The 19,645-nt window shown below is 29.0% G+C and carries 21 protein-coding genes and 1 tRNA gene; 15 read left to right on the top strand and 7 right to left on the bottom strand.

Translation table 11 applies throughout. The features are described 5' to 3' along the window. Window positions 1-84: 84 nt before the first annotated feature. From JBL43_RS11305 to JBL43_RS11235, 15 genes are all read left to right on the top strand, one after another. Window positions 85-1,704: a hypothetical protein gene (locus JBL43_RS11305; protein ID WP_198841550.1), complete on the top strand. Its 1,620-nt coding sequence runs from the start codon at window positions 85-87 to the stop codon at window positions 1,702-1,704. 30 nt (window positions 1,705-1,734) lie between these two features. After that, window positions 1,735-2,166: a BatD family protein gene (locus JBL43_RS11300; protein WP_198841549.1), complete on the top strand. Its 432-nt coding sequence runs from the start codon at window positions 1,735-1,737 to the stop codon at window positions 2,164-2,166. Window positions 2,167-2,196: 30 nt separating this feature from the next. Beyond that, a complete protein-coding gene (locus tag JBL43_RS11295; RefSeq protein WP_198841548.1) occupies window positions 2,197-3,000 on the top strand; it encodes a hypothetical protein in 804 nt (267 codons plus the stop codon). 101 nt (window positions 3,001-3,101) lie between these two features. Then, the gene (locus tag JBL43_RS11290) at window positions 3,102-3,515 is read left to right on the top strand and encodes a hypothetical protein (RefSeq protein WP_198841547.1); all 414 of its coding nucleotides are present in this window, start codon (window positions 3,102-3,104) and stop codon (window positions 3,513-3,515) included. Window position 3,516: 1 nt separating this feature from the next. Further along, entirely contained in the window at window positions 3,517-3,966 is a 450-nt protein-coding gene (locus tag JBL43_RS11285; protein ID WP_198841546.1) for a hypothetical protein, read from the top strand. After that, window positions 3,963-4,709 (top strand): DKNYY domain-containing protein, encoded by a 747-nt coding sequence (locus JBL43_RS11280; RefSeq protein WP_198841545.1) that lies wholly within the window; start codon window positions 3,963-3,965, stop codon window positions 4,707-4,709. The genes JBL43_RS11285 and JBL43_RS11280 overlap by 4 nt, the downstream gene beginning before the upstream one ends. A gap of 5 nt (window positions 4,710-4,714) precedes the next feature. After that, window positions 4,715-5,437 carry a hypothetical protein gene (locus JBL43_RS11275; RefSeq protein ID WP_198841544.1) on the top strand — a complete coding sequence of 241 codons (723 nt, stop codon included), beginning with the start codon at window positions 4,715-4,717 and terminating at the stop codon, window positions 5,435-5,437. 1 nt (window position 5,438) lies between these two features. Beyond that, window positions 5,439-6,983 (top strand): leucine-rich repeat domain-containing protein, encoded by a 1,545-nt coding sequence (locus JBL43_RS11270; protein ID WP_198841543.1) that lies wholly within the window; start codon window positions 5,439-5,441, stop codon window positions 6,981-6,983. Between the two features lie 5 nt (window positions 6,984-6,988). Then, window positions 6,989-7,876: a hypothetical protein gene (locus JBL43_RS11265; RefSeq protein WP_198841542.1), complete on the top strand. Its 888-nt coding sequence runs from the start codon at window positions 6,989-6,991 to the stop codon at window positions 7,874-7,876. A gap of 157 nt (window positions 7,877-8,033) precedes the next feature. After that, window positions 8,034-8,486 (top strand): hypothetical protein, encoded by a 453-nt coding sequence (locus JBL43_RS11260; protein ID WP_198841541.1) that lies wholly within the window; start codon window positions 8,034-8,036, stop codon window positions 8,484-8,486. 24 nt (window positions 8,487-8,510) lie between these two features. Beyond that, the gene (locus JBL43_RS11255; protein ID WP_198841540.1) at window positions 8,511-9,770 is read left to right on the top strand and encodes a hypothetical protein; all 1,260 of its coding nucleotides are present in this window, start codon (window positions 8,511-8,513) and stop codon (window positions 9,768-9,770) included. Next, entirely contained in the window at window positions 9,770-11,509 is a 1,740-nt protein-coding gene (locus JBL43_RS11250; protein ID WP_198841539.1) for a WG repeat-containing protein, read from the top strand. Before JBL43_RS11255 ends, JBL43_RS11250 begins: the two co-directional genes overlap by 1 nt. Beyond that, window positions 11,509-12,027, top strand: a complete 519-nt coding sequence (locus JBL43_RS11245) for a hypothetical protein (protein WP_198841538.1) — start codon at window positions 11,509-11,511, stop codon at window positions 12,025-12,027. Before JBL43_RS11250 ends, JBL43_RS11245 begins: the two co-directional genes overlap by 1 nt. Before the next feature lie 185 nt (window positions 12,028-12,212). Beyond that, window positions 12,213-12,887, top strand: coding sequence for a DUF7822 domain-containing protein (locus JBL43_RS11240; protein WP_198841537.1), 675 nt, complete (start codon window positions 12,213-12,215; stop codon window positions 12,885-12,887). Window positions 12,888-13,144: 257 nt separating this feature from the next. Next, on the top strand, window positions 13,145-13,612 hold the full coding sequence (locus JBL43_RS11235; RefSeq protein ID WP_198841536.1) for a hypothetical protein: 468 nt from the start codon (window positions 13,145-13,147) through the stop codon (window positions 13,610-13,612). A 450-nt stretch (window positions 13,613-14,062) separates the two neighbouring features. Here the strand turns inward: JBL43_RS11235 and JBL43_RS11230 are convergent, their stop codons facing one another. The 7 genes from JBL43_RS11230 to JBL43_RS11200 all read right to left on the bottom strand — a co-directional run bounded on the left by JBL43_RS11230 (window position 14,063) and on the right by JBL43_RS11200 (window position 19,643). Beyond that, complete coding sequence (locus JBL43_RS11230) at window positions 14,063-15,256, bottom strand: serine hydrolase domain-containing protein (protein WP_233098762.1); 1,194 nt, start codon at window positions 15,254-15,256, stop codon at window positions 14,063-14,065. Between the two features lie 279 nt (window positions 15,257-15,535). After that, entirely contained in the window at window positions 15,536-16,588 is a 1,053-nt protein-coding gene (locus JBL43_RS11225) for a hypothetical protein (RefSeq protein ID WP_198841535.1), read from the bottom strand. Between the two features lie 281 nt (window positions 16,589-16,869). After that, window positions 16,870-16,943 (bottom strand) — tRNA-Asp (locus JBL43_RS11220). A gap of 64 nt (window positions 16,944-17,007) precedes the next feature. Then, the gene (locus JBL43_RS11215) at window positions 17,008-17,931 is read right to left on the bottom strand and encodes a DUF58 domain-containing protein (RefSeq protein WP_198841534.1); all 924 of its coding nucleotides are present in this window, start codon (window positions 17,929-17,931) and stop codon (window positions 17,008-17,010) included. Between the two features lie 80 nt (window positions 17,932-18,011). Beyond that, entirely contained in the window at window positions 18,012-18,329 is a 318-nt protein-coding gene (gene trxA, locus JBL43_RS11210; protein WP_138951474.1) for a thioredoxin, read from the bottom strand. A gap of 127 nt (window positions 18,330-18,456) precedes the next feature. Next, complete coding sequence (gene metF / locus JBL43_RS11205) at window positions 18,457-19,410, bottom strand: methylenetetrahydrofolate reductase [NAD(P)H] (protein ID WP_198841533.1); 954 nt, start codon at window positions 19,408-19,410, stop codon at window positions 18,457-18,459. Beyond that, a complete protein-coding gene (locus JBL43_RS11200) occupies window positions 19,407-19,643 on the bottom strand; it encodes a hypothetical protein (protein ID WP_198841532.1) in 237 nt (78 codons plus the stop codon). The genes metF and JBL43_RS11200 overlap by 4 nt, the downstream gene beginning before the upstream one ends. Window positions 19,644-19,645 lie beyond the last annotated feature (2 nt).

The raw sequence follows: 19,645 nt of genomic DNA, 5'->3' as shown, positions 1-19,645 counted from the left end.
GCATTGACGGACAATCCAATTCTAAATATGAAGTTTTTAATTTTAAAGGTGTTGAACTAAAAGAATAGGGAAATGTATAGTCATATGAATAAATTTCTTTTTACAGTAATTATTTATTTAACATCGATAAGCATTACTGCACAAGATGTAATAAAAACTCCAATTATAGATCTAATTGCATATGATAATGATGCTTATTATTATTTGTTTCAAAAAGATGACGAGGGTAATTTTAATGAAATTTATTTAGATAAAAGCACCAATAAAGACTATGTAATTTTACTTGAACCACACCAATCCAATAGTGTAAAAACACTCCACGAAATTCAAGAAAAATATGACAACACTTTTTATACAACAGCATTAGCATCCTATACGCTTTTAGATTTTAAAAATTTATTATCAGAAAACAATTGGATTCTACATAATTCAGAAACTGATGAAAAAAACACCACTTTATTAAAACCCATTTCAGAAGATATAATAAGTATAAATGAACTTACGTATTCAACTCGGTTAAGTGCAGGCCTTGGAGGATCTATTGAAAACCAACAAGATGATAAAACGGACAAATGGAGAATAAAAGATAGAGAATTTCTTACTACACTTATTTTAAGTTTAGGTAATGATAAATACATGAACCTTTATTTTCAAGGTAATTCAATAGAAGGAATTTTAATTCCATTTAAAAAAGAAAACTTATTGGTGTTTGATGACTACGAACCGATTGCAAACAGTAACATCTCTATAAATGACAATCGATATAATTTTAGAAACAAAGAATTATTAACCTATTTTAATCCAGAAGATTTTTACCAATTACAGAAGGATAAAAACCAATATAGATTGATTAACCACTATGGAACTGATAGACTTAAAAAAGCATTTGACTCCATCTTTTTTAGCCCACATTATATTATTGGTAAAACTTCAACTAATATTTCAATTTATAATTTTGCTTTAAAGCCATTAGAATTTAATTCTTTACAACAGGTTTATTTTTATCATGCTGGTATAGAAATATTAGATACTGAAGGTGCTTATTATTTGGATAGTGAAGGTAATAAAATACTTACATTGCCCCCAGTATCCTATTTTGTTTGCGGCACAGTTTCTTCAAATGAATATCGAATTATAAAGAACAAAGATCTTAAAACACCATTCAGCATAAGCTCCTCAAGAGGTTCTTTTGGAGGAACACTGTATGGAGAAACATTACAGTTAAGAGGTTTTCCAAAAAATAGTAAAGTGAGTTTTTTAAATAATTCTAATCAATTCTCTTGGGATGGCAACAGCAGCTATGTTGGTGAAATAAATATAAAACCTAGGTTACTAAAGGTAACACAAAATAGTAAAGTCGGTATTTTCACCTATGAGCCAGAAAAAGCTGTATTCAAAAAAGCTACTAAAGAATACTTTATCACAAAATCTGGTGATTCAATTCTAAAGCCAATTCCAACTGATTTAAATAAAAAAGGTTATGTAAAAGTTACCGAAGTACTTCCATTAATTTATGATAATATTGAAATGAATACTAATGATGGACTAATCTATTTTTACAAGGATAATAAAGTTGCTATTTATCCCAATCATAAAACTGTTCAATTTGATTCTATGGAACAAGTTACAAAGTCTTTTTACAAAATATCTAGAGATGGAAAAAATGGTTGGTTAGATACAAAAACCTTTAAAGAATATTATTAATAAGTTGAAATTCTCTAACTCGTAATTAAAATGAAAAATTTAAAAACCCGCACTTTATCAGTACTAGTCTTTTTTATAATTATTTCATATGCTGTAGGCAGTCAAAATAATTTTATTTTTAAGCATGAATACAAATTCGAATCCAAACTAAACAACAAGAAAGATATTCAATTAATATCTTGGACAGAAAAATCAGTTTATAACCTTTCAGATACTATCGTATTAATTGTAGAAACGAATAAAACTTTTGATTATTTTCCGCCCTTTGAGTTGACAATACCAGGCCTAAAAAAAGGGGCCTCTAATTCATCAACAAAAATTAATAATGGCCATGTAAAATCATACACCTTAATTTATTTTACACCTCTAAAGACAGGAAAAATAAGAATCCCCAAGATAAAAGCTCTTATAGACGAAAAATACTATTTCACTAAAAAACACAATATTAGAATTGTAGAGTAAACAATACCATTAAAGCATATACTATAATTTATGGGACATAGAACCTACTTAAGCATACATACCAAAAGTGAAGATGGTGAAATGTTATTTGAAGCAAATAATTCATTACCGTTTTTCTGGATTGGTCTGATGGATAATAAACAGCTGGATGCTATAAAACCAATCTGGAAAAAAATTGAAGAATTATCAATGTTAGAAGACGAAAGTCTATTAGATAATTATTACAAAAATGAACCCGAGGGTGCATGTATTAAAATAGACAAAGCATCTTTTATAAAAAATGCAAACCGAACTCTTTTATTTCTAGAAAAATACGCTTCTGAAAGTGTTCCTTTATTTAAAGATTTTGTAAAATATATCCGTTCAAAATTTGCCGAACCTAATCAATATCTACTTTTAGATATTTTTGAAATTGCTAATTTCAGCACTCTTGAAGAGTTTACAATCACTATACAAACTGATATTAACACCATTGAAACCCAAAATCTTCAAGCAGAAACCTATTTAATGCGATATGATTTAATTGCTGGTGGTACTGGATTTTCTTATTCTAAAGAATTTGAAGATATTTTTCCAAATTATAGCAAAGCCAAAAAAGATAGACGGATACCAAATTTTCCAAGCAAAAAGGTTGTTCCCACCAAAAAATCGTTAATAAACAATATAATAATTCTACTTCTGACTCCTTTTTTCACTTACATTGTCTATAGAGGATACATTAAGGATGGATTTTCATTTTGGGTTATTACTATCGGCTTTATCAACTTATCATTTTATGTTTATACTATTATCAACTTAATACAAATCAGCAAAGCTCTTAAATTAGAAAAATAATTCTAATATTTTCGAATATCCATTGAAAATACTCAAATATTGATTGCCCAATTTTTATTGCAACTTTCCATTTTATATTTACAGTATTAAAATAAAAAATTATGGAAAACGAGAATGTTATAGAAGTTGAATTAGATACTCTTAGTAAATTATCAGAAACTGAATTAAAAAGCTCACTTGAGGTTTATAAATCTTTAGCAGATATGGAAACTTATGTAAAACTACCTTTTTTAGGAATTGGTATTTTAGTCTTAATTCACAATGTGTTTTTAGCAGGAAAATCTTATGAATTAAGCACTTATAATACAATTATGAATACAGAAATGACAATTGGTGGTATTTTATTACTTATTGTATTTACTATGGCTGGTATTGCCATTTCAAAAACAAGTAAACTCAAAAATGAAATTAAACAATATGGTAAAAAACACCATATCAAAAAACAAATACTAGCAGAAGAATTTAGCTTAGTAGCCACTCAATTGTACGGAGGAAGTGGTATAAAAATAAAATAAATTGAAAGCAAAACCAGATAATAGCATTGCCGCAGAACTTATTTTGTTAGGAATTTTATTTTTAATTGGTTATTATTTTTCTGATTCTTTACAGAAACATCCGTTGGGCTATTTCTGGCTTGCTTTATCAATTACAACACTATGTTACGGCTTTTGGAAAATAGAGCGTTATGAAATAAAAAACGCTCAATTAATAAAGAAAAACTTTTTTGGCCTTTTGACCAAAACTGCTGATTTAAAAAAGCTGAAACAAAAACAAATTAAAAAACATAAAACAGGCACAAGTCCGTTTATATTCATAAGCTTACTAAAAAACACCGACAAATATCGTAATTTTCAAAAAGTAAAGTTGACTTTTTATAATGGTAAAAAAATGACAATTTATCAAAACACCATCGATACTAAAGATTTTTATAGCTTAATGAAACAACTCAAAACACGCAAATTATGAACGTAGGTTACTTATCAAGACTTTTCCCTTTCTTGACACTTTTAATGCTTTTGGGGTGTCCTAATTTTGAAGATAGGGACTATATTCATAGACATACTTCAGAAAGCGTAATAGATGCTTCAGAAGCAGCAGATGCGGTAGGTGTTGAAGAACCCTTGGTTGAAGATGCTCTTTCTAGAGAGGATAAAATCATGAACACCATAGAAAGGCTAGATAGTATTAATTTGGCATTAGACTGGAACCTTATTAAGGACAAACTTTACCGTAATAACAAAGGTCAACTCGGTTTTCAAATTGACTATGCCACTGAAGTTGGTAATACTAAAAATTATATTACCCAATTTTGCGATAGTGAAAGCACTTTAAATGAAATAATTGACATCAAATCATTTGATTATTTAGGAAGTACTTTTTATAAAGATAAAAATTACATCTATCATTATTTTGACATGGCATATGGTGGTAGGTTTTCTATTTATAGTATTGCAGATTACAACACTTTTAAAGTAATCGGAGACCATTATGCGAAAGACAAAAACCATATTTATGGTGAACGAGCTGGCCAATTAAAAAATATAGATTATAATACTTTTACTTCAGAAGTTGGTGCTGGACCTTACGCAAAAGATAAATTTGGATACTATTTTTGGAATGAACTTATTATGACACATGATGAACTTTATAAAAAGCATAAGCGTAAATCTATATCTACCCGTGAATTTTCTAAATTAATTAAAAATTAATCATCATGAACATTTACACTTTTTCAGATTCCGTTATCAATAAATTTGCTACTAAAAAAGTAATTGCCATATACCCAATGCTAATAGGTTTAATTTTTACAAGTATGGTTATAGCGAATTCCGTAAAAAATGGCGAGCTATTTGAGGAAAAAGAATTTGTTTATATACTTGTCGGTATTGGAGTTTTTTTTCTAATCGCTGGATTTTTCTCAGCAAAAAAAGGAGTGAAAAGCGTTTTTATAGACACGAAATATATTGTTGAAGACTCATTTATAGAAAAGCAAGTACCCAATGCTAAAAGCACTAAGATAAGCTTTAGAGATATTAAGAGTTATAGTGAGACAAAACGAGGACTACGTATACGGGCATTAAAGAAACAGATTTTTATACCAGCCGAACTGACCGATTACCAAGAAGCGGCATCAATCATTAAAAAGAATACACAGTCTGGAGTTATAAACTATCGCACTAAATTTAAACTTAATGAACATGTAGTTATAAACTTAGCTGGATTTGGTATGATGGCCATATTAATTGGTTTTTTTGTAATCGAAAACAAACAATACAAACTTCTATTTGGCATTCCACTTCTAATACTATTATTATACGCCATTCTCGATGCTTTTACGAATAAACACACACAGACTGATGAAGGTGTATTAGCCAAAATAACACTTTATACCATTAGTTTAATGGGCTATTTAATCTACATTCTATTTTTTTCATAAAATGAGAGTCTTTCTATTATTTGTTATAGTACTAAATGTTAATTTATGCTTTGCTCAAAACAAACATAAAGTTTTTGAATATAGCGAAATATCCCCCAAAACAGATAAGTCCAAAATTTATCATTTAGAAATTCACGGTTTTTACTATAAAATAAATGAACTTCCAACTGATATTGCAGAATTTAAAAACTTGAAAAGTCTCACTATAAAATTTCAAGATAGTTTAACAGATATAACACCTTTAAGTAATTTAACCAACCTAGAAAAATTAACTGTTTCGCACTGCAATGGAATTGAAAGCCTAAAAGGCATTTACAATCTTAAACATTTAAAAAACTTAAATATTAGTTTTTGTGAATTACTCACTTTACCTAAAAAAATAAAAAAAATTACCCAACTTGAACACATAAGAATAGGAAATCTAGAAAATGAGAAGCATATTAAAAGGATTATCCCTTTAAAGAAACTAAAATCATTAGATGTATATCTAAACTATAAAATTCCTAAGGCTATTTTAAAATTAAAATCACTAAGAAAAGTAAGATTATCAGCTGACTCTATTAGCGACTATGAAAGTTTTAAATACTTAGCACAAATAGATACACTCATTTTTGAACAAACCAAACTAGATTCAATTCCCAAAAGTTTCAAGTATTTAAAAAACTTAAAATATCTTGACTTACATTACAGCAATAACTTGACAGACCTATCAAATTTAAAATACACAAAACAACTTGAATATTTAAACCTATCTTCATGTGACATTTCAGAAATTCCTGAAACATTTAAAGAATTTAAAGAACTAAAGCACTTGAATATTTCTGACAATCGTAAATTAAGTGACTATAGAAGTACAGAGGTTTTAGAACACTTAACGAAGTTAGAAACTCTAGATATTTCGTATAGTAATATTTCTGATATTCGACCTGAAATTTTAGCTCTAAAAAACCTAAAATCACTGAAAATAGGAAGTGTCTTACAGAATTTTGAAGGATTAGAACAATTAACGAATCTTACACATTTAGACCTACAAGAAAACAGAGGAACAGGTTATATGCTTCCTTATGAGGTTTCACAACTTAAAAAACTAAAATACCTAAATCTATTTGACAATGATAATTTAGAAAGTCTGGCAGGTATAGAAAACCTAAGTGACCTTGAAGAGCTAAACCTCAGCTTTTGTCCTTTTGAAAGTGTACCTAAATATTTGATTAAACTTAAAAAATTAAAAAAGCTGAACTTAAGTTTTAACAAAAAAATTAAACGTTTTGATTATTTAGGCAAAATAGAACATTTAGAAGAATTAAACATCGGTTTCTGTAATTTAAAAGAATTACCCAAAGAAGTATATGCGTTGAAAAATTTAGAAATACTTCATTTCGATTATTACAAGGATGGAATCGATAATAAAGTTTTTGACGATCTAAAAAACATAAAGGAGGTTTATTTAAACTATTCTGAAGATGAAGCTTATGTCGAAATTGAAAACCTCAAAAAAAAATATCCAAATATAAAAATTCATACATTCCATCGTCGAGCTAATTAAAACTCATGAAAAAAATAATTTTATTTATTACACTAATAGGCACTTTTACTTCTTCTCATAGTCAAGTAGAAGATGACTCCACTAAAGTAAAAGCTAATGCAAATATACACGGCGAATTAAAGGCATTTCAAAACCAACCACACTATAAACTAATAATTAATTCGCAAAAATGCGAAGTTGATGTTTTCATAAATGGAATCGAAATTAAACCCGCTTATGGTGCAAATAATTATGATTTAAACAATTTTATTACTGATAAGTTTTCTTCTATTAAAATAATAGCAAATCCTGGATATATATCTTATCCTGAAAATGGAGTTATTTCTAAAAGAAAGGTTCAAAGTTTTAGAGCATATTCAAAACTATCTGCCATGGTCATAGAAGAACAAACTTTGGACACTTTAAAGACTATTGACACCACAGAACTTGAAGGCAGTGAACCATTCGTTTTTCAATTTAAGTTTGATTCTAAATTACCTTATTACCCAGAAACATGGAAAAATGGCGTTAATCTGCGTAAGGATGAAAAATTAAAAGCTAAAATAATTGCACTTTTTGATAAGCTAGGCAAAGCTATCTTAGAGAACGATGAACATACAATTAACAATCTATTTTATATACGGCAATACGAAATTCAGCAATTGGATTTTGATACGAAAATTGAAACTACAACAAAACTATGGAAAGAAATAGTTGCACTGAATGAACCCACAAAAAATTATACTGTAACAGAAGATTTTAACATTACGTATTATGCTGACGGAAAATTGGTATACATACAACCTGAAAATATTTTAGATATGCTCATCTTCAATGGAAAAACAATAGATACTCAAATGTCTTATATGTTATACCAGCCAGAAGAATCTGATGAGCTCAAAATTATAAAATAACAAGTAAATCTATAAAGAAGTATAAAAAACATAACGGTGAAATATCAAATATATACCAAACTACTACGAATATATATTAGCAATTTTAACCAATTTTAAATAGTAATATGTTTGTAGTGTTGAATTACTAAAAGAACAGCTAACCCGTAAAAAACTTATGAAAAAACTAACCATAATCCTATTATTTATAACCCTTTGTGGCTACGCCCAAATTGACTACAAAGGACTTGTAAAAAATTTAGAAGACATCACCTTCGAAACTGATATTAAAACTCATTTTAAGGGCATCCCGTTTAAGGAAGAATACAGTCAAATTGAGTTTAGTGATGAACGCTTTTTAAGATTCTATGACATAATTGTTGATAAAGTAAGTTTTGAAAACAATTGGGGTGGCAGAACAATGACTATGAAACTCTTTAATGAAAAATCAGATTATAACAACATTAAAACGAAGTTAATTGAATTGTATGGTGAGCCTGAAATAAACGAAAGAAGTAGTTCTATTTTTTACGAATGGAAAACTGATAAAGTTAATACTACACTAAGAATTAAGACAGAAGAAGGAATATTTACTGAATTTGACGAACTGGTAGTCACACTCATTCAATAACAATAAAACACAAAATTTCAATCAATGAAAAACGTTATCTTTTATATAGTATTATTAGCCAGCATTTCCATTACCTCGTGTGGTAAAGATGCACTTAAATACGACTTTTCCAAAATTAAATCTCACGCAGATACAAAAGGCCTAATTGCAAAAATACAACTAGAAAATGAAGATGAAGACATTGACAGTACTTCTAGTTTTGAACAAATTACCATAAAAGGAATGCACTATGCTGGAGTACCTATAAAGGAAGCATTAATTACTGATAATTACACATTACTGACAACGGATACCCTTAATTTTTCTGCTAAAAATTTACTGGAAGCAATTGAAGCCAATAATGGATTAATAAATTTAACTGACAGCTACAGTGACCGTCTTGAATTTGGGTGGAAAGACGAAACTGAAGATAAAACACTTAAAATTAACTTGGTAAATGGCAAACATTTAGCAGCCTTTGGAGATAAAGATTATGCTGAATTAACTATCAATTATAAACCCATTTATACGATCCCATTAGCAAACATCCATAAAGAAATAAAAACCTTTGACAACCAAGCTAAATACGTATTAAACACAAGATCTTATGATTGCGTATATGACATAATTGTAAACGACATTATAATTACTGAGTCTTCTAATGAAACAGAATTTAATTTAAACAATTATATTGTTGGACCAGACTCATCAATAAAAATAATCGTTAAACCTCGTCAAAAAGATGGTGCAAAAGCTTTTAATGAACAGGCTTATTTTACAGCTGCTATCGTAAATAATGAAAATGAAGAAATTATTGAAGCAATAGAAAAAACAGCTTTAAAAGGTAGTACACCTATTGTATTTCAAACAGATTTTAATTCTACATTACCTTACTATCCTAAAGCATGGACCGATGGTGCTGACTTAAGAAACGACGAAAGGTTGAAAGATAAAGTAATTGCCTTATATGATAAATTAGGTAAAGCTATGTTGGCGAAAGATGAGCAAGCTCTTAACGATATATTCTATCAAAAAGATTTTGAAATGCAGCAATTAGATTTTGATACTAATTTTGAACCTGCACGTAGTGAATGGGAAACCTATTTGTCTGTTCAATTATATTGCTATAAATATACTGTAGCAAATGATTTTGATATTGAATTTAATAGTGGCGGAAAATTAATTTATACATATGCCAAGGATAAATCAGATATGATCATTTTCACTGGTAAAGGCCATGATTTTACATTAAACCATTATTTATATCAACCAAAAGGATCTAACGAACTCAAAATAATCAGATAATGAAAAAACTTATATATCTAATTACAGCACTTTTAACTGTAATAAGTTGTGACAATTCACAACCAAATGACAACCCTGAATTAAATGAATTTATATCAAAGCTAGATGATAAATCAATAGAAGAAATTAAGGAGGAAATGAATAGTAACGTTAAACAATTTGAATCAATTTCTAAATTCTTTGAGAATTCATTTTCCAATGAAATAGAAGTAATTGTGAAAGAAGATGAAAAGTATGAAGAAGCGTTCAAAATAGATACTACAGGAATTAGTAAAGCTCTTTATCAATTTAATGATATTGTATTTGTGCAAACTTTTGAAGACTATGAAAGTCAATTAGAATTTACTAAAAACAATTCAGACTCATCGAAACCTATAAATCTTGGAGAAGGCGTTTCTCAAAAATTTATTCCTAATAAAATTTACTATCATGATGGTGAAATACGAACAGATAGTATCGCAGATTACGAAGTAGACTTTACCTTTGATGAAGCTTGGGGAAAAGTAAAACCAATAGACAGTATAGACATTACTTATAACCTTAATTATGTAAAAGATTACGATGTTGTTGAAGTCTCTTTAGACAAACCTAAGGTTACTTTTAAAGGCGGCGAAATTACCTTGGTAAAAGCAGAAGGCAATTACATCTATTTTACTCTAAGTGATACTATTGATTCTCCTGTGAGAATACAAGGTTATAATGCAGAAGGAAAAGTATTAGATAGAAGTGGATATTCAAATAATGGAATAGCACCTGGCGAAATGAAGTCCGTATTTACAGAAATGTTAGGATATTTTAAAAAATTACAGGAAAAATTAAACGATGATGATTTTGAAAACACAGCTGAATTTCAAGAGTATTTAAAAAATAATTTATCCAACTTGGATTTCTTTAACGATAATGATGGTATTTTTCACAGACAATATTATTATCATGGAAATGTAAAATCTATTAAATTATATTTCGAAAATGACTCTGAAAATCGTGAAACATTATTTACCGCTCGCAACTATAAACCCTTTAAAGAAACCGACGATTTATTTGCAATGGAAACTGAAGATGCAACCGTGTTTTTAAACAGCAAAGGTGAACCACAAATAACAATAAAAGGATCAGACGGCTTAGAAAATACAGGCGGCAATTTTTATGAAGATTATAATTACTTTTATTATTTAAATAGAGCCGAAAAACGATTAGACACATTATTAGTTTATGACGTAAAAGTATTTAATAATGGACTTGTCGGAATACTACCCGAACAAGAAAATGAACATTATACTCTTTTTACTTCTGATAACAAACCGATAGGTTCAAAATCATATTGGCTTATGAGAGAAGTTGGCGATTTATTATTCGGAATTACTGACGATGACAAATACTATATTTTAGATGAGAACGCTAATGCAACCCTATTAACTGGTGTTACAAAAATTTCTGATAACCTATCTGATGACAGAATTATAGTAAGTAATGCCAATTCAAAGATTGGTTTCATGAATAGTAAAGGCAAAATGGTAATTCCATTTAAATACAGTGATGCTGAAGATTTTGAAGATGGTATCACTGCTGTCCAATTCAATGGAACTTATAAATTTATTGATTTGAATGGAAAGGTGTTATTTGACACCAAGGAAGATGATATTGACTTTCTTAAAAAGGACGATCAAGAAAAAAGAATCTATAGTTTTGATTATGGTAAAACAAGCTATAATTACAAAGGAGAATTAATAAAAAAATAATGAAACCTAAGATTATAAAGCTTGTTCTTTTTACCTTAGTTTTCGGACTGTTGTTACTAGTTATTTTACTAAACGGCATGCCTTTTTGGAGTATCGTTTTACTTACGCTCCTTTTCATTTTAATGATGGCAGGTTATATATTCTTCTTCTTTTTAAATGAGAAGAAGCAAACAAATACTATTGAATTTTCAGAAGACCTTAACACTGACTTCAGCTACTTAAAAAAAATATCGACTAAAAACCACTATTATTATAATGGTGTTTTTTATATACTCAATAATGAACAAAAAGCTATTTCCATACCTTTTAATGATATTATTGAGCTTAAACACACAATGCTTAAAGTAAACAATAGAAGAATCTGGAAATTAATTGCACTGCACAACAATGAACAAGTTGAATTTAAATTCAGGCACAACTTTACTTTATGGAATAAAAATTTTACACAATTTTTAAAAGAACTTAAAATTGAAAATCCAAATGCCACAGTAGGTAAATTTAACCTTTGGACGATGTAAATCATTAAAAAAACACACGAATATTGTTTACTACCACTCAAATATAAATTCCCCCCTTTTTATAGTGTTATGATGCTATACTTTTGAGTAAAAGCAATCTAAAACACAAGATAAAACAGTGGTGTTTCATATACTACATAACATACCCTTACCCGAAAAGTTAAAAGAGGTAATTCATCAATAATATGGCAAATAGAAGTTATTTATATTCCCTTAATTACAACCAAGGCAAACTAGAAAAAACAACTCAAAAAAACATTTGTGGTGTATCAGAAAGCGAGTATTATATTCCGTTAGCTTATAAAATACTAATCAGTGAAGATGTTCAAATGTGTAATTCTATAATTTGGGACAATAAGCAAATGATAGCCTTAACAGGTAATTTAGAAAAAGGTAAAAGTAAATTATTCGATTTTTTAGAAACCCTCAAAACAAAGAGACTATTTGATGAAAGTGTTCTTAATAAAAAAATTGAAGAGGCAAGAAATTCACTATCTGGCACGCAACATTACGGACTTTTAGAAGCTGGAGAAATATACGACATGGAGGATGATGATATTTACGATCAAAACATTAGACTTTACAGTAATATAAAAAATATAGATGTTGAAATTACATCATTTTATAAAGCTGTTTTAGAAATTGAAGAAAAGCTTACCAGCCAAAAAAATTATTTAAAAAATCTTAAAGATAATAATGACTTTGTAGGTAGAATACTCGTTAAACTATTTTCAAAAAAGAAAGTACCTGTCAAAGACAATATCCGTAAGCTTGAAAATAACATAGCATATTACCAACAAGAAAAATGGAATTTATTAGGCATTGACCAATGGAAAGATCATTTATATTATAATTTTTAATAAGACCTACTTTATAATAACGGAAATTATCATTTTTTAATAGGAGGTAAAAGCTGTGATAATAATTCAATACATAGCATATTTAACTACAGAAATGGTTATCACTTTAGAAATGTATTAAAATTTAATCGTCTATGTAATGACGTTATTTACTTCTAAAATAAAGTAATAGAAATTATAAAAATATAACACACGAGTAGAAGGCTCTGGAGTAATAACCATACATTGAATACAATTTGATTCTTTAGGTACCTATTATGAAAAATAAACGGAAAGCAATATATTTATTGATTACATTACTAACTATAAATTTAGGTTTTTATTTATGGACGAACAGTATCCACAACAAAACTAAAAAATACGACAACTACGATTTTGAAATTGGTCGCTTTTTTGAACAGTCTTTTGGTAACCAGGTTGATTCATTAGAAATGGATGCAAAAATGAAATCAGTTGAACCCACTTTACGATGGTTTGCAGCTATAGACTTTTATGCTAGTAATAGTGAAAAAGATGTTAGAGTACAACAGGTAAAAGCTAAATATTCTGCTATAAAAACAAAAAGTGATGCTGTTTCTTTTAGTGAAGCCTTTTATACAAATCTTAATCAACTCAAAGAACAGTACTTTCAAAGTTATTCTTATAAACTTCGTGAATATAAATGGTATGCTCTTACTCCACTTTATGCAATAGGTCTATTATTCTTGTTTAAGCATACGAAATAAAAAGATTTTTAATCATCTCAATTTTAGTACTTTTTAGCAACACGTATGCTCTGTATCAAAATTCACTTCTTTCAGAAAACTGATTACTTTTAAAAGCACTTTCTAAATTGAATAATATTCATGAAGTTAATTACAACTATAAATAAGTAAGTATAATTAATTTCAAATTTGGTGTGGCTTAAAAAAACTGGAAAAGTATTTACCCTGCAACAGCCAATACCTCTTCTTCTATTTCCACGCCTGGTGATTATATTATACTTTCAAAAGGAGATAATTTATCACATCGATTGTATGGAATGATTGACAATACAGGAAAGAAATTATTTATTGATCGATTAGAAAACACAATTGATGAAGATCAACTTTAACTTTAAGAAATCACAATACAAGATAACATCTTACTCAGGTCTAAAAAAGCTCATGAAATCGAAATAACTAGAACATTGAGCCTTAAGAATGGAAATTTTCTGAAATAATTGTCTTTACTTTTTTATTCAACGATGACATAGCTCTGTAACTGGTATGTTCTAGAATAATGACTACCAAATCGTCTTTTTGATACTGGGTAAGTCCCGTACTAAACCCATTCCATTTACCATAATGATAAATTATATTTGGATCTTCAGTGTTTATTCTTAAGCCAAAACCGTAAGGAATTTTCTTTCCGGAAATTGTTTCTCCTTTAGAATACATTAGGTTTACGGATTCTTTTGAAAGTAGTTTTCCACTATTTAAGCCAAGTGTCCACTTCAGTAAATCTATACTGGAAGAATAAACATTTTTATCACCTACAATAGCATCATTAACTGTAGTATTAATTTTTAGATGTTTATAACCTCTATATACCCTATAACCGTCTAAATGATTTTCTATAGTAGCATCATTTTCAGAACTAAGGACAAAAGAATCGTTCATCTCTAATGGTTCAAAAATATTCTTTTTCACAAATGCACTAAAACTTTTACCAGAAACTTTTTCAACTATAGATGCCAATACAAAATAACCTGTATTAGAGTAATCAAAATTCCGTCCTGGTTTAAAATATCGTTGAGCTTTACTTGATTCAAGTAATTCCATCATTTCACTATTCGTTGGTGCTTTTTTATGATTCCATTCATGCTCTGCAACCCAAAAATACCTCGGCAAGCCAGACGTATGATTTAGAAGGTTTTTAATTGTTATATTTTCATAAGGAAAATGAGGAAAATACTTATTTACAGTATCTGTAAGTTGAATTTGATTCCGTTCAAACAATAACATTATAGCTGCTGCAGTGAATTGTTTACTGACTGAGGCTAATTGAAATATAGAAGCTTCATTTACTGGTGCTTTCTTATTAAAATCTGCATAACCGACATAATTGTCATACAATATTTTCCCATGCTTTGCTACTAACAATGATCCATTAAAATCTTGCCTTTTATTAATACGCTGTAATAAAGAATCTAATTTATGACTTACTTTTTTTGTTGCTACTTGAGGATAGTGTTCAATTAACAGGGAACTTTCCTTTTCAATAGGAGTCGCTAATACTACTACAGGCTCAATTGTTTCTTTCTTTGCAGATTCAGGCTTAGCACCTAGCATAAAGCTGCTCAAAACAACTATTAGGGCTATTAATAGTACTGGAATATATTTTTTCAATGTGATTATGTTTACGGGTGCAAATTAACAATCACCTTAGATTTCAAAAAGGTTTAGTGCTTATAACGTAAATTTTAGGGTTTTATGATACTGTTTATGCAAATCCAACATAATTTAACACTTCAATACAACCAAGTGAAAGAAAAATTTGGCAAATAATTGTGCTTAACCCTAGTGAACAAAACAATGCCACTTTAAAATAGGAAGAAAAATGGCTATAAAACAAAAAAGCATCCCGATTTGGGAAGCTTTTATAATAATTTAAAAAAATTGAATTATTTATTTTTGACTTATAGTTTCTTTTTTAACCAACATAAAAATAAATTTATTGATATGTACTATTAAATCTCTCACCTCTTTTTCATCAACTGAAGTATTTTCATGCATTACATTATTCCTAAGGCTTCTAGCTCGAGTCATTTGTCCTAATAAAGATTCTTCAATTTTATTAAATTTAAAAAATAGTTTTAATTCAATATCCATTTTATATGAAAGGTCAACGGATTTTTTATTATCATTAATTTTCCTATTTGAAATACCCCTAGATTTCTTTACTTTATCAGTAATACGTGTAACCAACATTTCAACCGCAACAAAACATTCCAATAAAGCCAATTTATAATTACCAAAATAGTTTAATTGTACTAATCCTAATGAGTAAAGCTCAAATACATCAAAATATTCCTCTGAAATTTGATTTAATCCATCACTTTTTTCAATTTTTGGAACCTCTGATAGCGTTATTCCATATTTAGACATTGCGAATCTAGTCTCCTTAGCAACAAATGTTAGATTTAGTTCAGGACGGCTCTCTATCAATTCATCAAAGTCCATATCAAATTCCAATTTAGATTCAAAAATTATAATTGATTCGTTTAAATAATGACCATCTATTGGAAGAATTACGCTATTAATTATATTAGAATTATATATAACAAATATAAAGTTCAAACATTCTTTAATTTTTGCAGAATTATCAATATCCCAAGACTCTTCTATTAATAAAATAAGTCTAGTACTTCCCTTTTCAAAGAAACTTCTGCCACTTTCAAAATCTCTTTCAATTATTGAAAGAAAACCAGTATTTCCACTTTTAAATACTGGTTCCAAAATAAGATTATCTTTTTCAATTTTTTCTATCCTTTTCTTTAATTTAGACTCTTTCTTGTCCCAAACTATAGAATTGTTTGGATCATTAATAACTAATCCTTTTCTTGGCTCATTAACAAAAAATGCAAAACTTCCAATTTTATTGGAAAATTTAAACCAAATATTAGGTTTTAGACTAAAAATACCTGGATAATTAATTGAATATACACAATATTGATTCATACCTAATTTATTAAACCAAATTTAAGAATTTATGTTTAGTAAAAAAAGATAACAGAATAAGTTATTTCAGTAAGAAGACTTCAAAGATTATCAGAAATTTATGTTTTACAATCTCCATATAAATGAAAATTGAATGTTTTACAAAACCTCTATAAAACAAAAAAGCATCCCGATTTGGGAAGCTTTTCATCGACTAACTTATTCAGTTAGAGTAGTTTTATATGTAAACTACTAAAAACAACACAACGTCGTTAAAATTTCTCGAACTTTAGAAATTTTAGCGGTCTGGACGGGATTCGAACCCGCGACCTCCGCCGTGACAGGGCGGCATTCTAACCAGCTGAACTACCAGACCGTTGCTTAAAGCGAGTGCAAATATAAGTTGTTTTTTTTAATAGCAAAATGTTTTTACAAAATTATTATAAAAATTTTTTCCTACTGACTAAATACGTAGTAAGAACCTGCTCAAAACCTTCATTAATATCTACTGGAACATAGTCAATTTTATATTGCATACATTTCATTTTCAAGTTATTAAAATACTTTTCGACAATATCCTTATACCCTTCCTTTACGGTATCAGCATATAAATTAATATGTTCACCTGTTTCTACATCAACAAATCTTTTTGGAGTATTACTAAAATCGAAATCTAGCTCCTTTTTACCGTCAAACGTATGAAACAGTACTACTTCGTGCTTATTATACTTTAAATGACGTAATGCTTCGAATAAACTCTCTTCTTCTATATCTGACTGAAACATGTCAGTAAATAAGAAAATTAAAGAGCGTCTATGAATTTTGTCTGCAATTTCATGCAATGCTGTAAATGTCTTTGTTTTGGTCTTTGCCTCTTGCTCAAGTAATAATTCGAGCTGATTCAATAACATTCGCCTATGGCGTTCACTCCCCTTAGCTGGAGCGTAATATTCATTTACATCAGAATAGACACTTAACCCATAAGCATCACGTTGACGCTTTAGAATCTCTAATAAGGCCGCTGAAGCTACCACTGAAAACCCAATTTTATTCAATTGCTTTAATCCTGAATTTTTCAATTGAGGATAATGCATCGAAGCTGAATTATCTATAATCAGCTGACATCTTAAATTTGTTTCTTCTTCGTACCTTTTTACAAATAGCTTATCCGTTTTTGCAAATAATTTCCAGTCTATATGTTTCGTACTTTCTCCTTTATTATATAAGCGATGTTCTGCAAACTCGACCGAAAACCCATGAAATGGGCTTTTATGTATACCGGTAATAAAACCTTCTACCACTTGATTAGCAAGCAGCTCTAAGTTCTTTATTCCGGTTATATTTTTTGCTTCATTAACTGACATTGACACAAGATATCATAAAAAAAGGTTTGTATCGGACTACGTCTGAAACAAACCTTTTTAAAAATTTTACTAGCTTTTCTTTAAACTAAAGCTTCTAATTTTTCAGTGTATGTTGCTTTTGGTGCTACACCAACTTGCTTATCAACCACTTCACCACCTTTAAATATTAAGATAGTAGGTATATTTCTAACACCGTATTTAGCCGCGAATTCTTGATTTGCATCTACATCAACTTTTACAACAACTGCTTTGCCTTCAAAATCGGTACTTAATTCTTCTACTGTTGGAGCTAACATTCTACAAGGGCCACACCATGCTGCCCAAAAATCTACTAAAACAGGTTTTTCTGATTTTAATACTACATCCAAAAAGGTAGCATCTGTAACTTCTATTGCCATATTATTTTTTTATAATTGTTATTATTTTTTACACTACAAAAATAGTAATTATTTTACCAAATAGAATAAACTATAATTGCTTTTGCTTATGTTAGTATCTAAAATACTTATTTACTTACAAAATAAGTTAAAAAACACCCTGAGCTACCGCTTTAATGTTATCTGACTTACCCATTGAGTAATAATGCAATACTGGCACACCAGCTTTTAACAATTCCTTAGACTGTTGAATACAATACTCTACACCCACTTGTCTAACGGCTTTATTATCTTTACATTGTTCAACTTCTTTTATCAGTTCTTCCGGTAAATCAATTTTAAACACTTGTGGCAACAATTGTAAATGTCGTTTTACAGCAATAGGTTTAATTCCTGGTATTATAGGTACCATAATTCCTTCTTTTCTTGCTGCAGCAACAAACTCAAAATATTTTTTATTATCAAAAAACATTTGGGTTACTACATAATCTGCACCAGCATCAACTTTTTGCTTTAACCTTTTTAAGTCGGTTACTAAAGATGGAGCTTCCAAATGCTTTTCAGGATAACCGGCTACACCGATACAAAAATCTGCTTTATCATCTGCATCAATTACATCATGTAAATACTTACCTGTATTTAGATTTTGTATTTGGCTTACCAATTCAGTAGCAAAAGTATGACCACCATTGGTCGCCTTAAAATATTGCTCATGTTTCATAGCATCTCCCCTAAGAGCCATAACGTTTTCAATACCTAAATAATGACAATCAACCAACAGATATTCCGTTTCTTCTTTAGTAAAACCTCCACATAAAACATGCGGAACTGTATCAACGTTATATTTATGTTTTATAGCAGCACAAATACCAACGGTTCCCGGACGCATCCTAGTCGTTTTTCTATCTAACAGTCCATCTTTATCAATATAAATATATTCTTCTCTAGACGTTGTAACATCTATAAAAGGAGGTTTAAACTCCATCAAAGGATCTATATTATTATATAACTCTTGAATATTTTTACCCTTTTGTGGTGGGATAATTTCAAAAGAAAATAATGTTTTTCCTTTTGCTTGTGCTATGTGTTCTGTTATTTTCATTTTTTTAGTAATTCATTTACGGCTTCTAAAGTGCCAGCATATTCCCAATAAATCCATCGACCATCTATATAATCGGTTAATATATATTTTTCACTTACCGATTTAATTCTTGAAAGTGCAACCAATTTTCTTGAAAATCCTTCAACAATAACTTCTTCTGTTATCTCTTTATTTTCTTTGTCATAACCATGTACAACAATATGACTTCCTAACTTTAATTCAATAAATTTCATAG

Origin of the sequence: Aureibaculum flavum (genome assembly GCF_016406085.1) — a bacterium.
Lineage (GTDB): Bacteria > Bacteroidota > Bacteroidia > Flavobacteriales > Flavobacteriaceae > Aureibaculum > Aureibaculum flavum.
Note: the sequence above shows the minus strand (reverse complement) of the source record. Positions and strands in the feature narration are given on the sequence as shown.

Excerpts from the sequence above, each read along its gene's own strand:
- JBL43_RS11305 (WP_198841550.1), top strand. The coding sequence starts at position 85 with ATGAATAAATTTCTTTTTACAGTAATTATTTATTTAACATCGATAAGC.
- JBL43_RS11300 (WP_198841549.1), top strand. The coding sequence starts at position 1,735 with ATGAAAAATTTAAAAACCCGCACTTTATCAGTACTAGTCTTTTTTATA.
- JBL43_RS11295 (WP_198841548.1), top strand. The coding sequence starts at position 2,197 with ATGGGACATAGAACCTACTTAAGCATACATACCAAAAGTGAAGATGGT.
- JBL43_RS11290 (WP_198841547.1), top strand. The coding sequence starts at position 3,102 with ATGGAAAACGAGAATGTTATAGAAGTTGAATTAGATACTCTTAGTAAA.
- JBL43_RS11280 (WP_198841545.1), top strand. The coding sequence starts at position 3,963 with ATGAACGTAGGTTACTTATCAAGACTTTTCCCTTTCTTGACACTTTTA.
- JBL43_RS11275 (WP_198841544.1), top strand. The coding sequence starts at position 4,715 with ATGAACATTTACACTTTTTCAGATTCCGTTATCAATAAATTTGCTACT.
- JBL43_RS11270 (WP_198841543.1), top strand. The coding sequence starts at position 5,439 with ATGAGAGTCTTTCTATTATTTGTTATAGTACTAAATGTTAATTTATGC.
- JBL43_RS11265 (WP_198841542.1), top strand. The coding sequence starts at position 6,989 with ATGAAAAAAATAATTTTATTTATTACACTAATAGGCACTTTTACTTCT.
- JBL43_RS11260 (WP_198841541.1), top strand. The coding sequence starts at position 8,034 with ATGAAAAAACTAACCATAATCCTATTATTTATAACCCTTTGTGGCTAC.
- JBL43_RS11255 (WP_198841540.1), top strand. The coding sequence starts at position 8,511 with ATGAAAAACGTTATCTTTTATATAGTATTATTAGCCAGCATTTCCATT.
- JBL43_RS11250 (WP_198841539.1), top strand. The coding sequence starts at position 9,770 with ATGAAAAAACTTATATATCTAATTACAGCACTTTTAACTGTAATAAGT.
- JBL43_RS11245 (WP_198841538.1), top strand. The coding sequence starts at position 11,509 with ATGAAACCTAAGATTATAAAGCTTGTTCTTTTTACCTTAGTTTTCGGA.
- JBL43_RS11240 (WP_198841537.1), top strand. The coding sequence starts at position 12,213 with ATGGCAAATAGAAGTTATTTATATTCCCTTAATTACAACCAAGGCAAA.
- JBL43_RS11235 (WP_198841536.1), top strand. The coding sequence starts at position 13,145 with ATGAAAAATAAACGGAAAGCAATATATTTATTGATTACATTACTAACT.
- JBL43_RS11225 (WP_198841535.1), bottom strand. The coding sequence starts at position 16,588 with ATGAATCAATATTGTGTATATTCAATTAATTATCCAGGTATTTTTAGT.
- JBL43_RS11215 (WP_198841534.1), bottom strand. The coding sequence starts at position 17,931 with ATGTCAGTTAATGAAGCAAAAAATATAACCGGAATAAAGAACTTAGAG.
- trxA (WP_138951474.1), bottom strand. The coding sequence starts at position 18,329 with ATGGCAATAGAAGTTACAGATGCTACCTTTTTGGATGTAGTATTAAAA.
- metF (WP_198841533.1), bottom strand. The coding sequence starts at position 19,410 with ATGAAAATAACAGAACACATAGCACAAGCAAAAGGAAAAACATTATTT.
- JBL43_RS11200 (WP_198841532.1), bottom strand. The coding sequence starts at position 19,643 with ATGAAATTTATTGAATTAAAGTTAGGAAGTCATATTGTTGTACATGGT.